At 70.7% G+C, this 14,508-nt stretch carries 10 protein-coding genes; 2 read left to right on the forward strand and 8 right to left on the reverse strand.

Annotated elements, in window-relative coordinates; genetic code table 11:
- Positions 1-56: 56 nt before the first annotated feature.
- From AC1Q6P_RS05425 to AC1Q6P_RS05460, 8 genes are all read right to left on the reverse strand, one after another.
- Positions 57-1,730, reverse strand: a complete 1,674-nt coding sequence (locus AC1Q6P_RS05425; RefSeq protein ID WP_492664473.1) for a S41 family peptidase — start codon at positions 1,728-1,730, stop codon at positions 57-59.
- A 141-nt stretch (positions 1,731-1,871) separates the two neighbouring features.
- Positions 1,872-2,330 (reverse strand): hypothetical protein, encoded by a 459-nt coding sequence (locus AC1Q6P_RS05430; protein ID WP_492664472.1) that lies wholly within the window; start codon positions 2,328-2,330, stop codon positions 1,872-1,874.
- A 72-nt stretch (positions 2,331-2,402) separates the two neighbouring features.
- Complete coding sequence (locus AC1Q6P_RS05435) at positions 2,403-4,079, reverse strand: GNAT family N-acetyltransferase (RefSeq protein ID WP_492664471.1); 1,677 nt, start codon at positions 4,077-4,079, stop codon at positions 2,403-2,405.
- Positions 4,080-4,275: 196 nt separating this feature from the next.
- Complete coding sequence (locus tag AC1Q6P_RS05440) at positions 4,276-5,406, reverse strand: acyl-CoA dehydrogenase family protein (protein WP_171827452.1); 1,131 nt, start codon at positions 5,404-5,406, stop codon at positions 4,276-4,278.
- Positions 5,407-5,484: 78 nt separating this feature from the next.
- On the reverse strand, positions 5,485-6,156 hold the full coding sequence (locus AC1Q6P_RS05445; RefSeq protein ID WP_492664470.1) for a PEP-CTERM sorting domain-containing protein: 672 nt from the start codon (positions 6,154-6,156) through the stop codon (positions 5,485-5,487).
- A 366-nt stretch (positions 6,157-6,522) separates the two neighbouring features.
- Positions 6,523-7,929 carry a hypothetical protein gene (locus tag AC1Q6P_RS05450; RefSeq protein WP_492703078.1) on the reverse strand — a complete coding sequence of 469 codons (1,407 nt, stop codon included), beginning with the start codon at positions 7,927-7,929 and terminating at the stop codon, positions 6,523-6,525.
- A 16-nt stretch (positions 7,930-7,945) separates the two neighbouring features.
- A complete protein-coding gene (locus AC1Q6P_RS05455; RefSeq protein WP_492664468.1) occupies positions 7,946-8,614 on the reverse strand; it encodes an SDR family oxidoreductase in 669 nt (222 codons plus the stop codon).
- A gap of 78 nt (positions 8,615-8,692) precedes the next feature.
- Positions 8,693-9,622, reverse strand: a complete 930-nt coding sequence (locus AC1Q6P_RS05460; protein ID WP_171827448.1) for a LysR family transcriptional regulator — start codon at positions 9,620-9,622, stop codon at positions 8,693-8,695.
- Positions 9,623-9,742: 120 nt separating this feature from the next.
- On the opposite strand from AC1Q6P_RS05460, the gene AC1Q6P_RS05465 reads away from it, so the two are divergent.
- Positions 9,743-10,585, forward strand: a complete 843-nt coding sequence (locus AC1Q6P_RS05465) for a CPBP family intramembrane glutamic endopeptidase (RefSeq protein WP_171827447.1) — start codon at positions 9,743-9,745, stop codon at positions 10,583-10,585.
- A 69-nt stretch (positions 10,586-10,654) separates the two neighbouring features.
- A complete protein-coding gene (locus AC1Q6P_RS05470; protein WP_492664467.1) occupies positions 10,655-14,449 on the forward strand; it encodes an ATP-binding protein in 3,795 nt (1,264 codons plus the stop codon).
- Positions 14,450-14,508: the final 59 nt, after the last annotated feature.

Below are 14,508 nucleotides of genomic sequence, written 5' to 3' on the forward strand. Positions count from 1 at the left end.
AGGCAAGGCTGTCTGTGTACGTTATGTACAGCCCGCCTTGCGCCGAACCCTGGCGCTCAGCGCCCGGCGCTCGGCGGGCTGGAGGGCAAGCGCGCCAGCGCGGCCTCCAGCACCTCGTCGCGGCCGGCCCGCCAGCCGCTCAGCGTCGGCCGAGCCAGCAGGTCGGGCTGCAAACCCTTGCCGACAAACTCGGTGCCATCGGGCAATAGATCACGCTTGCTGCAGACCCGCGCGCTGCCGCCGCCCGGCAGCTTGAAGAACAAGGGCTGGCCGGTGCTGCCACCGGTGGCTTCGCCCACCACGGGTCCGCGCGCCATGCGTTTGAACGCAGCCACAAAGTCTTCCGCCGCCGAGTAGGTGCCCCCACTGGTGAGCACGGCAACCGGGCCGGTGAACTGACGCTGCGCATCGGGCTGCACCAGCTCAGGGCTGCCGCCTTCGATGGTCAAGGGCAGGCCCCAGGCCCGCCAGGCCGAGACCTGCGAGCGCGTCCACCATTGCGAAGTCTCGAAGGCCTGCGGGCTCAGGGTCGCGAGGATGCGATGGCCCACGCTGCTGTTGCCACCGCCGTTCTCACGCAGATCAAAGACGATGGCGCGTGCCTTGGCAATCTGCTCAAAGGCCGCGAGATAGGCCTGGGCCGCGCTGTTGTCGCCAAAGCTGCGCAGCTCGACCACGGCCACTTCACCAGGCAGCATGCGCCAGCGAAAGCTCGCATCGTCCGCCTTGGCCAAGAGGGCCGCGCGCGCCTTGCCATCCAGCCGAGGCACCCGCAGCACCCGGCTTGCGCCGGCCTGCGCATCCTTCAGCGTCAGCCGCAGCGCGCGCCGGGCATCGCCGCGCAGCAGGTTGTAGTCGTAGAGCCGCTGCGCCAGGTCCTGCGGCGTGGATGCCGAGGTGAAGGGCTGGACATGGCGCTGCACATAGTCCGCCACCGGCTGGCCGTCGATGGCCGTGATCTCCTGGCCCACGGCCAGACCCAGTCGAGACAGCTCGGGGTCCAGCAACTGCGTGATCAGCACCCGACCCTCGATCCAGCGCGTGCGCAGCGCCGGCCGGGCCTGCATGCGGTCCCGCAGAGGCTCGGGCAAGACCAGCCCGCTGTGGCCATCGTGCAGCTGCGCCATCATGCGCATCAGCTCGCGGTAGTAGCCCTCGCTGCGCGGGGTCCGGCTGACCCGCGCCAGCGTCTGCAGATAGAGCGCGTCCCAGTCCAGCCCAGGCACCAGCTCGAAATTGACGAAGTGGGTCTTGACCTCGGCCCAGAGGCGCGACAGCCCGGCCAGGCGCTCGTTGAGCGGCAGGGTTTCGCGAAACGGCGTCTCAAGCGCGGCAGCGCCGTAAAGGCGCTCGCGCAAGGCATCCGATGCACGCGCGCGGGCCACTGCATCCGGCCAGCGGGGGTCGGCGCGCATGGGCGCCAACTCCTGGGCGGTTTCCAGCCACTTCGCCGGCACCATCTGGCGCTCGTCGGCCATGCGGGCCAGGGTCTGCCAGGCGGCGTCCAGCTGGCCGGCCGCGGCCTGCAGCTGCAGGAGCAGCCAGGCATTGCGCAGCAGCAAGCCCTCATCGCTGACATCGGCCTGCACCAGGGCCAGCGCTTCATCGACGCGACCGGCCTTTTGCAGCAGCTCGGCCTGATCCAGGCGCTGCTTGGCCGGCGGCCGCGGCGCCGCCTGGCTGAGCAAGGGGCTGCTGCCGCCCGCCACAAGCAGCAACAAAACCAGCACGGAACACAGGGGGCGAACGCTTGGCCTCATCGGACTCTCCAGGACCACCATCGGTCAAGCTCAAAGGTCCGGATTCTCAGCGCAGCGACCCCTGGGGCGCCAGCGCCAGAAGTGATGGCGGATGGCAGGAGCGGGCGAGCTTCAGCGTGCGATCGACGTGTAGGCGTTGTTGAGCGCGCTCGGGTCGCCCTTGGCCAGGGCCGTGGCATTGAAGATCAGGCCGGAGTTCACGCCGGGGGCGAACTGGTAGGGCAAGGTGATCACCAGGCGGCCACCGCTGGGCAGTTGCAGATCGGTCAGGGCACTGCTCTGCAGATCGGCCGGGCAGACGGCCCCGCCGCTGGCCACACAGGTCTTGGCGCCCAGCACCGGCATGCGGTCGGCCGCGGCCAGCAGCAGCGATTCCAGCCGCACCTTGCGCGAGGGATCGGGCCCGGCATTGCTCAGATCCAGCACATAGGCAAAGCTGCCACCCGAAGGCATGCGCTCGGTCGGCCCCTGGCCCACGAGAACCAGATCGGCGGCATAGGTCTGGAATTTGTGTTCTACGCGCTTGTCGCTGCTGCCGGTGTCCCCCACGGCCTGGGCGGTCAATGCCACCGTCGCCACCGTCGCCACTGCCGCAGGCGCTCAAGCCCAGACTGAGGCTCATCGGCAGCAAGGCCCAGGCCCTCAGGCCTCCGGCAAGCTCACCCCCGCCGCCTGCGCCAGCCGCGCCGGCAGCACGGCCAGCGCGGCTGCGTCCCAGGCGCCCATCAGGCAGATCTGCAGCCAGTTGCGCTGCTGCAGATAGGCGCTCTGCCAGGCCAGCTTGAAACCGGCCCGCTCCAGCTGCGCGCCGATGCGAGCGGCCTGCAGATGCGGCGCCAGGGCCAGGGTCAGGATGCCGGGCATGGCGTGCTCGGACGACACCAGCACACGCCAGGGCTGAGTCGACGACGGCGAGAGGCTGCAACCCAGGACGCGGCGCAGTTGGGCATCGGCGCTGCGCACGGCGCGCCAGCGCGCGGTCCAGTCGATGCCGAGTGCTGCCTCCAGCGCGGCCAGCAGATTGGAGCTCTGGGTGTAGGGCACGCCGTCCGCAGGCGCGAAGGCCGCCAGATCGATGGCACGCGGCAACTGCCCCTCAGGCTGCAGTGCGCCCTCTTGCAGCACGATGGCCAGGCCGGGGAACGCACCCAGAGCCTTGCCGCTGACGGCGCTGGCCAGCCAGACTCCACGCAGATCCAAGGCCTGTTGGCCGAGCGCGCTGACCGCATCGACGCACAAGCGCACGCCGTGCCGGCGGCAAGCCGCACGCAAGAGGCCCAGGTCGTTGCGCATGCCGGTGGAGGTCTCGCTGAGCACGGCCCAGAGCCAGGCCGGGCGCTGCGTTTGCAAGGCCTGCTCCAGCGCCTCGGCCGAGAGCGGCTGGCCCCAATCCAGGCGCAGGGCCTGGTGCGGCAAGCGCCAGCGCCGGGCGTGGTCGAGCAGGCGTTCACCAAACTCGCCGTTGCTGATCACCAGGCCAGCGCCGTCCAGCAGCGAGAGCTGGCCGGCGATCGCGTCGTTGGCCAGGGTGCCCGTGCCCGGAAAGATCAGCGCATCCTCGCTGCCGCTGAGCGCGCACAGGCGCTCGCGCACCCGGGCCAGGCGCAGCAGATGCTGCGACCCGCGGTGCGAATGCGCCGGTTCGGCCAGGGCCTGCACCACCGCATCGGACATGGCCACCGGGCCGGGCAAAAAGCTGGCATGGCGGCCATCCGACAGGAACTCCAGATGCGCGCAATGCGCAGCGTAATCGGGCAGGCGCATCAGCATGGGCTGGTAAGGCGCCTCGGCGCTGCCCACCAGCGGGCCGAAGGGGTGAAAGCCCAGATGGCGGTACAGCCGCGTCTGGCGCAGCGTGCCCGAGATCAGGGCCAGATCGCAGCCCTGGGCGCGGAAGTGCCGAGCCAGCACGCCCGACAGGCGTGCGAAGACACCATGCTTGCGGAAGTTGCGGAAGGCAGGCGCCACCGCCAGCAGGCGCACCTCCATTGCCCGCTGGTGCGGCGGCAGATGGCGGTCGAGATCGGGCAGCTTGCCGTCCAGCGAGAAGGGCCGGGCGCTGCGGCCGGCGATCATGCCGACCAGCTCGCCCTCGTGCAGGGCGATGGCGTAGGTGTTCTCGTCGTGAAAGCGGTCCACCAGGCGCCGCGCCGCATTGGGCGCATGTTGCGGGATCTCTTCGACGAAGGTGCGGTAGTTGAGGCGGTGGATGGCCTCGAACTCCCAGGCCTGATCGGCGATCTTGAAACTGAGGGCTGTTTGAGGCCGATCGCCCTCGGCTTCAGAGTCGGGCGCAGAGAGAGTTGCAGTCGTGTTCATCGGGGGCTGATGCTCCTTTCGCATCCTCCGGCCTTGCAGGCACCGACCGGGGAGCGAGAAAGAGAACAGCACACGGGGGACAGCAAGGCGGTCGGGCGGCCCGAGGCAAGGCGGGGCAGGTCATGCTAACCAGCAATGCCCGCGGATCGCAAGCCGGGCGAGAAGCATCGCTTCACGCGCCCGGCGGCATCGATCTTCAGGCCAGGGCGCGGCCGATCAGGATTTTCTGCACTTCGGAGGTGCCTTCGTAGATCTGGCACACGCGCACATCGCGGTAGATGCGCTCCACCGGGAAATCACTGACATAACCGTATCCACCATGTACCTGGATGGCCGCGGAGCAGACGCGCTCAGCCATCTCGCTGGCAAAGAGCTTGGCCATGGCCGCTTCCTTCAGGCAGGGCTGGCCGGCGTCCTTCAGGCTGGCGGCATGCCAGATCAGCTGGCGCGCGGCCTCGATCTGGGTGGCCATCTCGGCCAGCTTGAACTGGATGGCCTGGTGCTGGAAGATGGGCTGGCCGAAACTCTCGCGCTCCTTGCTGTACTTGAGCGCCGCTTCGAAAGCCGCGCGCGCCATGCCCACGCTCTGGCTGGCGATGCCGATGCGGCCGCCCTCCAGGCCCGAGAGCGCGATCTTCAGGCCCTGGCCTTCTTCGCCCAGGCGGTTGGCCGCCGGCACACGGCAGTTCTCGAAATTGATCTGCGCCGTGTCGCTGGCGTGCTGGCCCATCTTGTCTTCGATGCGGGCCACCTGGTAGCCGGGCGTGCTGGTGGGCACCAGGAAGGCGCTGATGCCCTTCTTGCCTGCGGCCTTGTCGGTGACGGCCATGACGATGGCGACATCGCCGTTCTTGCCGCTGGTGATGAACTGCTTGACGCCGTTGAGCACGTACTCATCGCCATCGCGCACGGCCGTGGTGCGCAGGCCGCCGGCCTCCGAGCCCACATGCGGCTCGGTCAGGCAGAAGGCACCCAGCATGTCGCCGCGCGCCAGGGGCTTGAGGAAGCGCTGCTTCTGGTCCTCGTTGCCGAAGGCCATCAGGATGGAGCAGACCGGGCAGTTGTTGACGCTGACCACGGTGGAGGTGGCGCCATCACCAGCGCCGATCTCTTCCAGGATGATGGCCAGAGCCAGATAGTCCAGGCCGGCACCGTCGTACTCGGTGGGCACGGCCACGCCGTAGCAGCCCAGCTCGGCCAGGCCCTTCAGCTCGGCGGCGGGAAAGTGGTGGCTCTTGTCCCACTCGGCCGCGTTGGGCGCGATCTGGTCTTGGACGTAGGAACGGATCGCGTCCTGGATGGCGCGGTGGTCTTCACTGAGCAGCATGGGTCGGTTACGGCGAGTTTCGTCGCCGCGATTGTGCCAGTCTGCCCCCGCCCGCCATCGGGCGGGCACCCGCTCCGCTCAGGCCTGCTTGCGGCGGCGGGCCAGGGTCATGCCGGCCAGGGCCAGGCCCACCAGGGCCAGCGAGGCCGGCTCGGGCACCTGATTGCGCTGGCTCAAGCTCACATCGTTCAGGGCAAAGAAGTCGGAGTTGGTGTCGCGGCCGCCGGCGCCAAAGCCATAGCCGATCCAGCGCATGGAGTAGCTGCCTGCGGCCAGGCCGCTGCTCAGCGTGATGTGCTCGGTCGCGCTGGTGGTGGCAGAGGAGGCCGTCAAGTCGGCAGCCAGATCGGTCCAGCCGCTGCCGCTGTTGATCTGCACCGCGTACTTGTAGCTGGGCCTGGTGTTGCCGAAGTTGTGATTGTGATAGTGGGTGAAGGACAGGGTCAGGTCATTCAGCGAGTTCGCCAGCGTGAAGCTCAGCGAGAGCGTGTTGCTGTTGCTGCCGAAAAACTGCGTCCCCACGACATTTCCATAGGGGGCACCCCAGTTCCACACGCCCGCGTTGGCCGTGCTGAAGTTGGCGTTGCTCACGCCCGCTGCGGCCGTCGATGCGGCAACGCCGCCGGCCTGGCCGGGCGCCGCGTTGTCAAAGTTCCAACCCACGACCACACCGGCCTGGGCGCTTGCTGCCAGAGCCAGGGCCACTGCGCCGAAGCTCACTTTGGAAATCAGATTGTTGGTTTGCGTCATTTGTCTTGTCCGTCCGAGCAATGAATGAATGGATGCATGCATGCATGAATGAATCCATCGTTCTCTCAATCCATGAACCACCTCGTCGATCTGTCCCTCAACTCCGGTCCAGATCCCCCCTGCCAAACCGCGACCGCAGATCGCTGGGCGGAGCGGATTATTCAAGAGCAGCGGCCCGCCCTCACCCCCGCAGGCACGGGTGTAAAAAGTTGGCACTTGAGCTCCGGTCTGCTGGGCCGAGGCCGCACAGGCCCGATGGCATCGGGCTTCTCCGGTCGGCTGCACCTCCAGCGACGCCAAACGCCGAATCCCCCCTGACTCAGGGGGCGGCCCGGGCGGTATCGCGCGCCGCGATACCTCGCTTCGTCAGAGCGGTGGCAGCGGCCAGCTGCGACTGAGGCCGCCGGGGCTGGGTGTCACCGGCTTGGCCCAGGGCAGCACACGCAGGCTCAGGCCGTCCTCGCTGAGCGTGATGCGCTCGCGCTGGCTGGGGGTCAGGTCTTGCCTGGCCAGCCAGACCGCACGCTCAGCCACGGGGACGTTTTGTGTGGCGAGGGCCAGCGCCAGCTGGGCCACGCGATGGTCCAGCAACAGATCGGCCTGCTTGGCCGGGTAGTCGGCAAAAGCCGGTTGGGCCACCGCGAGCAGGATGGCGCCGATCGTGTTGCGCCAAGGCAGAGCCCACATCGAGAACTCGCGCGCCTGCTGCGCCTGCAAATGCTTCAGCAAGGCCTCGGGCCCGGCCTTGGCGGCCTCATGCTGCTGCAACCACCAGGCGTCGTTGGCCTGCTGGGTGCGCTGCGGCATGAAACCGAAGTGGCAAAGCCAGCGGTCGATCAGGCCGGCCTGCTCCAGCAGCTGGCCGTCATCCCTGCGACCGCAGACCTGGGCCATCTCCTGCATGGCTTGGGCGCCGAAGAAGGACTCGGCCGCCATCCAGACGCCGGCGTCGCGGGCGCGCTCGGGCAGAGGCTCCAGCTGCGCACTCAAGCCCGATGCCAAGGCGGGCTCCAGCGCCAGCAAGCCCGCCTGCAGGCGCAAGCGTTGCCGCTCATGGTTCCAGGCCAGGACGGTGGAGATCAGGCTCTGGCTGCCTTGCAGCAGGGCCCGGGACAAAGCCTGGGTACGGCCCAGCGCCCGCAGCAGCGCCTCGGCCTGGCCCTGGGACTGCGCCCAGGCAGCCTGCAGCTGGAAGCCGCGAGCACAGACGCGCGCGCCCTGCAGATGCGGCGCCACCGGCAGGCCCAGATACTGGTCGCTGGCGCGGCGCAGCTCCGCGCGCGGCTGCTGCAGCAGTTCATCGAATCCCAGGCGCCCGTCCGACAGACCATCGGCCAGGGCCGTGCAGCGCTCCAGCAGCAGGGCCTGCTCGGCCAAGCGCAGGCGCAAGCCCTCCTTGTCTTGCAGCCACAAGCCCAGGCAGTCGTTCAGATCCCAGCTGCAGCTCCAGGCGGCATCGCGTGGCTGAGGCAGGAGATGGGCATCGGCCACGGTGGCCTGCTCCGGTGTGGGCGTGGCCCACAAGGCCTGGCCCACGCGCGAGGGCTGGGCCTGCGGACCGGCGAACAAGCCGCTCAGGTCAAAGAAAACATTGGCCTCGGGCGCCAACGCAACAGACCGCGGCTGCAGCGCGGCCGGGCGCGGCTGCGGCTCGGCGTCCATCCAACGGTTGTTGCTGGCCAGCCAGGCCAAGGCCAGCAGGAGCAGGCCCAGGCACAGCCCACCTACACCCCAGGCCAGGCGCCGCAGCACCGCCTGGGTCTTCGTCGTCATGGCCATGCGCCCACCCTCACCAGCTCAGGCGTTCGCCGTCGTAATTGATGAAGCTGCCGTTGTCGGCCGCGCTCAAACCGGCCATCACCGTGCGCATGCCGGCCACACTGGTCTGCACATCGATGTCGCCATCGGCGCCGCCCATATCGGTGCGCACCCAACCGGGGTGGAAGCTGATGCAGCAGGCCTTGCCCTGCATCAGCAGGGAGGCATCCTTGAGCACCGAATTGACCGCCGCCTTGGACGCCCGGTACAGCCAGCCGTGGCTGCCGCTGCGCAGGCTGATCGAGCCCATGCGCGAGGAGATGATGGCGATGCGCGCGCCCGGCGCCAGCGCATCCTGCAGCTGCGGCAACACCCGCATGGGGCCCAGCACATTGGTCTGCATGACGGTGTTGAACTCCGCCTCGCTGGGCGTTTGCATGCCGGTGGTGCGGCTGCCGAAAACCCCCGCCACCAGGGCGATCTGGTCGAAGGCATAGCCGTCGATCTGCCAGGCCAGGCCGGAGGCGCTGGCCGTGTTCATGACGTCCAGTTTCAGCGCCACCGCACCCAGATCGCGCAGGCGCTTCAGCCCCTCGTCATCGCGCGCCGTGGCCACCACCCGGTCGCCTGCCGCGCGCGCCTGGCGCACCCATTCCAAACCAATGCCGCGCGAGGCGCCGACGATCAAGACTGAGGCCATGTTCAAGACTTCCAAGGGGACAGGGGAGCGGCGATTCTGCCCCAGCCTCCCCGGCGAGCCTGCGCGCCGCCTTCCTGCTCACAAGCGCCGCACCAGGTCCTCGGCCAGGCCGTCGAAACAGCTGCGGATCAGCGGGTTGCTGACGATCTCGCGGTGCGTCACCAGCCAGAGCGGCAGCTGCGGCAGCGGCAGGGCCGGCAGGATGCGCTGCAGCCCCGTGCCCGGCCCGACCAGATAGCTGGCCGCAAAGCCGATGCCCAAGCCCGCTTTCAGCGCCTGCAGCAGGGCCGCCTTGTCATCGGTGCGCAGCACGAAATGGGCACGGTTCAGCTCGGGCGCCACCTGTTCGAACCAGCGCCGCATCTCGGGCAGCTTGTCCGGGCCGACCAGGCGGTGCTGCTGAGCCAGCAGATCGGCCAGGTCCTTGGGCTCGCCATGCCGCGCCAGATAGGCCGGGCTGGCGCAGGCCTGGATCTGGAACTCGCCGAGGCGACGGCAGACCAGGTCCAGTGGCCGCGGCGGCTCGGCCACCCAGAGGCCGATGTCGGCCTCACGCGCCAGCAGATCGGGCGGTGCGTCGCCGCAGATCAGCTCGATCTGCAGGCCCGGCCGCGCCGCCAGCAGGCCCGGCAAGACCTCAGGCACCAAGAGGCCGGCCAGCAGCTGGGTGGTGTGCAGGCGCACCGTGCCGCTGAGCTGCTCGCGCCGCGCGCTCAGGCGCAGGCTCAGGCGGCTGGCCGCCTCTTCCATCTGCAGGGCGTGCTCCAGGATCTGCTCGGCCGCGGCGGTGGGGTGCAGGCCGCGCCGGCTGCGCTCGAACAAGCGCGTGCCCAGCTGCGCCTCCAGCTCGATCAGCTGCCGGCTCAGCGTCGGCTGCTGCAGCTGCTGGCTGCGCGCCGCAGCGGCCACGCTGCCGGCCCGGTAGATCGCCAGGAAGCCGCGCAGCAAGGCCCAGTCGAACTGCTGGGCATCCAAACGCGGCGCCGGGGCCGGCTCGCTCGAATCCATACGCTTTTGCATCGCCGACTATGCATCCATGTGAATTGCGCATGGTAGCTCCAAGCCCTAGCCTCCCGCATTCAGTCCCGCGCCTCACCCGTTCACCCGTTCACTCGTTCACCGGCCCCCATGTCCCTGCCTCGCCATCCCCTGCTCCGCCTGCTGATCGCCCTCGTTCTGATCGGTGCCCCTTTCGCCCTTGGCGCCAAGCTGATCCAGCTCGTCCTCCCCGCCGACCCCGACTGGCGCGTCGTCGGCAATCTGCTGCGCGGCGGCTGGATGCTCTGCGTCTACGCCGGCTATGTGCACTGGGTCGAGCGCCGCCCGGCGCTGGAGCTGGGCCTGCGCGGCGCCGGCCGGGAGTTCGCCGCCGGTGCCGGCCTGGCCACCTTGCTGATTGCGGTGTATGTCGGCCTGCTGGCCGTGACCGGCCATTACCGTTTGCAAGGCCTCGACGCCGCCCAGGGCTGGGTGGCGCTGAGCTCGGTGCTGCCGGCCATGCTGGTGGTGGCGCTCGCCGAAGAGCTGCTGCTGCGCGGCCTGCTGTTCCGCCTGCTGGAGCAGGCCTGGGGCTCCTGGGCTGCGCTGGCGGCCTCCTCGCTGATCTTCGGTCTGCTGCACCAGTTCAACCCCAATGCCAGCCTCTACACCTCGCTGGCCCTGGGCCTGGAGTTGGGCGTGATGTTCGCCGCCGCCTACATGCTGACGCGCCGGCTCTGGCTCTGCACCGGCCTGCATTTCGGCTGGAACTTTGCGCAGGCGGGGGTGTTCGATGTGCCCATGTCCGGCTTCGAAGCCAAGGCCTGGTTTCAGGCCGAAATCGACGGCCCGACCTGGCTCAGCGGTGGCGCCTTCGGGGCCGAGGGCGCCGTGCCCAGCGTGCTGCTCTGCCTGGGCCTGAGCGTTGGGCTGCTGTGGCGGGCCCGGGTGGCGGGCCGCATCCTGCGGCGCGGAGAGACCCTCCCCGATTGAGCAGCCCGCGCCCGGCCCCGGGCGGCTGTCACAACAGGCGGGCATACTCCCGCCTGATTTCTTTGCACCATGCCGCCCCAGTCCCCTGACTTTCCTGTCTCTCCGCGCCCCACAGCCCCCGCGCGGACCGCCCCTGACGCCCCGCGCCCCCAGCTGCGCCTGCTGGGCGGCTTCGACTTGCGCGGCCCCGAGGGCCAGGTCTTGCCCCTGCCCTACGACAAGGTGCGCGCCCTGCTGGCCATGCTGGTGCTGCAGACCGGGCCGCTGGCGCGCGAGCTGCTGGCCGAAACGCTCTGGCCGGATTCGACGCTGGACCAAGCGCGCGCCAATCTGCGCCGCGCCCTGTTTGACCTGCGCCGGGTGCTGGCCCAGCTCTGGCCCGATCAGCCCGCGCTGGAGCCACTGATCAGCGACAACAAAAAACAGCTGCAGCTGCGTGAGGACCTGGGCTGGCAGCTGGATTGCCGTGACTTCGCCCTGGCCCAGCTGGACGCCGCCACGCCCCAACCCGAGGCCCGCCGCCAGGCCTTGCAGCAAGCCCTGAGCCTCTACCGCGGCCCCTTGCTGGACGGCCTGCAGCTGCCCGAGGCGCCCGGCTTTGAAGCCTGGCTGCAGCCGCGCCGCGAGGCCTTGCTGCGCCAGGCCCAGCAGCTGCTGGAGACGCTGGGCCAGCTGCACGAAGACGCCGGCGAGACCGAGGCCGCCCTGGCCTGCGCCCGCCGCGCCCTGGCCCAGGACCCCTGGTGCGAGCCCGCCCTGCGCCGCTGCCTGCGCATGCTGGCGCCCTCGGCCGCGGGCGAGGCCCTGGCCTTGTTCGAGCAGTTCCGCGCCCAGCTGCAGGCCGAGCTGCAGCTGCAGCCGCAAGCCACCACCCTGGAGCTGGCCGAGCGCCTGCGCCACAGCGGCGCGCACACGCCGCCCGGCCCCGCCGCCCGCGCCGAGCGCCGCCGCGTCGTCGCCCTGGCCTGCGAATGGGAGGCCCCGGCCGAGCAGGCCGACCGCGAGGCCGAGGCCCTGGCCGCCGCCCTGCAGGCGCGGATGCACGCCGCCCGGCAATTGCTGCAGGCGCGCGGCGCCCATGTGCAGCGGGCCGAGGGCGGCGAGCTGCTGGCCTTTTTCGGCCACCCGCGTGCGCAGGAGCAGGCACCGCGCCTGGCCCTGGACGCTGCGCTGGAGCTGGCTGCAGCGCACAACACCGAACACGAGCCCTGGGCCCTGCGCCAGGGCCTGCATGTGGGCTGGGTCCATGCCGACCCCGAGCAGGCCTCGCCCGACAGCGTCGGCGCGCTCTCGCGCCAGGCGCGCAAGCTGGCCCTGCAGGCCGAGGCCGGGCGCATCCACGTCAGCGCCGAGCTGCAGCAGCAAAGCGAGCGCCACCACCGCTTCACCGCCCCCAGCTCCGCAGGCGGCAGCGCCGAGCTGCTGGGCGCCCGCCCGTTGCAGGCCGCCAGCCGCCTGGACACGCTCAAGCCCATGGTCGGCCGCAGCGCCGAGCTGGCCCAGCTGCAGCAGGAATGGGCGCGCGCCCAGCAGGCCGCCCGCACGGTCTGGGTGCAGGGCGAGCCCGGCCTGGGCAAGACCCAGCTGCTGCTGGCCCTGCGCCAGCAGCTGAGCAGCGGCCACGGTCAGCCCGCCCCGCCGATCTCGCAGCTGCACTGCCGCCCCGAGTACCGCCACACCCCGCTGCAGCCCGTGCGCGCCACCCTGCGCAGGCGCCTGGGGGCGGCCCTGGAGGGCGACGAAGCCCAGGCCGAACACGCCCTCGGCGCCCTGCTGCAACAGGCCGGCATCGCCCCGGCGGCGCAGGCCGCCGCGCGCAGCCTGCTGCGCCCCTTGCTGCTGCAGCAGGCCCAGAGCCCCGTGCCCGGCAGCGAACCCCTGCACAAGCGCGAGCTGCAAACCCTGCTCTGCGAGCTGTTCGAAGGCCTGGCCCAGGGCCGGCCGCAACTGCTGCTGCTGGAAGACCTGCACTGGGCCGACCCCTCGACGCTGGAGCTCTTGCAACTGCACCTGCAGCGCCCCACCGCAAGCCGTGCCCCGGGCCTGCTGCTGCTCAGCTCGCGCGAAGCGCCGCCCGAGGAGCTGCGCGCCAGCCTCGAGCTCTGCCTGAGCCTGCAGCCCCTGCCGGCCGAAGACATGGGCCGCCTGATCGACCAGCTCGACGGCAGCCCGCCGCCGCCGGCCCAGCGCCTGCAGGTGCTGCAACGCGCCGGTGGCGTGCCCCTGTTTGCCGAAGAGCTGGCCCGCTCGCTGCGCCTGCGTCCCGAAGACAAGGTGCCCGCCACGCTCTGGGACCTGCTGGCCGCCAGCCTGGACCGACTGCCGCCCGAGGCCAAGCGCCTGGCCCAGGGTGCGGCCCTGCTGGGCAGCAGCTGCTCGCCCGCCTTGCTGCAAGAGCTGCTGCAGCTGCCCGCCGGCCCGCTGCAGCAACAGCTGGCCCAGCTGGCGCGGCTCGATCTGCTGCAGGCCATCGGCCCGCAGCACTGGCAGTTCCGCCATGCCCTGATCCGCGACGCGGCGCTGGAGACCCTCAGCGCCGCCGAGCGTCGCGCCCTGCACCGCCGCGCCGCCCAGGCCTTGATGGGCCCGTTTGCCAGCCTGGCCGCCGATGCGCCCGAGGCCCTGGCCCAGCATCTGCACGCCGCCGGCGACCCGGTGGCCGCGCACTACTGGCTGCAGGCGGCTGAGCGGGCCGCCGCCCAATCGGCGCACCAGGAAGCGCGCCACGGCTTCGAGCAAGGCCTGGCCGCCCTGCAGCTGCCCGAGGCCTCGCCCGCCCTGGTGCAGCGCCTGCGCCTGCCCCTGCTGATGGGCCTGGGCCATGGCCTGCTGGCCCTGGAGGGCTATGGCTCGCCGGCCGCGCGCCAGTGCTACCGCCAGGCGCTGGAGGCCTGCGACGAGCCCGGCGCCAGCAGCGGCCCGGGACAGCGCTTCCAGGCGCTCTGGGGCCTGTGGCTGGGCAGCCGCAGCGGCCCGGACGAGCGCCCGGTGCTGGCCCTGGCGCAGGAGCTGCTGGCTGTGGCCGCCGACACCGGAGATGCCGCCGCCGCTGTGCAAGCGCGTTATGCCCTGGGCAACAACCTGTTCTTCCTCGGCCAGCTGCAGGCCTCTTGCGAGGCCCTGGCCGAGGCCGCGGCCGCTGGTGACCGCCTGCCCGCCCGCCAACTGAAGCAACTGACCCAGCGCTTCGGCGAGCACGGCGGCATTGCCGCGCGGGCCATGCTGGGCTGGCCCCTGGCCTTGCAAGGCCGGGTGGACGAAGCCCTGGAACAAACCCAGCTGGGCCTGCAACAGGCGCGCGAGCTCGGACATGCCCAGACCCTGGGCTTTGCCCTGACCATGGCCGCCGTGCTGCAGCGCCATCTGCGCCGGCCCGAGGCCGCCATGCCGCTGAGCCTGGAGCTGCTGGCCCTGTCCCAGCGCCACGGCCTGGCCCTGTGGCAGGCGGTGGGCGCCCTGGTGCTGGGTTGGAGCCAGGCGGCCGGCGGCGACCCGGCCGGCCTGCTGCCCATCCGCCAGGCGGCCAGCGCCTCGGCCGTGGCCATGCCCAGCACCGAGGCGACGTTTCTGTCCTTTTTGATCGAAGCCCTGCTGAACCTGGGCCAGGCCGAAGAGGCCCTGGCGCAGATCGACGCCTGCCTGCCCAAGGCGCGCGAGCGCCAGGAGTTCTACCTGCTGCCCGAGCTCTGGCGCATGCGCGCCCAGGCCCTGGCTGCCCTGGGCGAAGGGCCGGGCGAGATCATGCAAGCGCTGGCCCAGGCGCAGCAGGCCGGCCAGGCCATGGGCGCCGGCCTGCTGCTGCAGCGCACGGCCGCCCAGCGCCAGGCCTGGCTGGGCGGCGATTCAACGCAAATTCAACGCTAGCCCGGCAAGCTCTCGCTCAATTTCAGGCCCGCTCCCAGAACGCGGGTCACAGCGAGGGA

The organism is Roseateles sp. GW835-FHT13E02 (assembly GCF_058794035.1).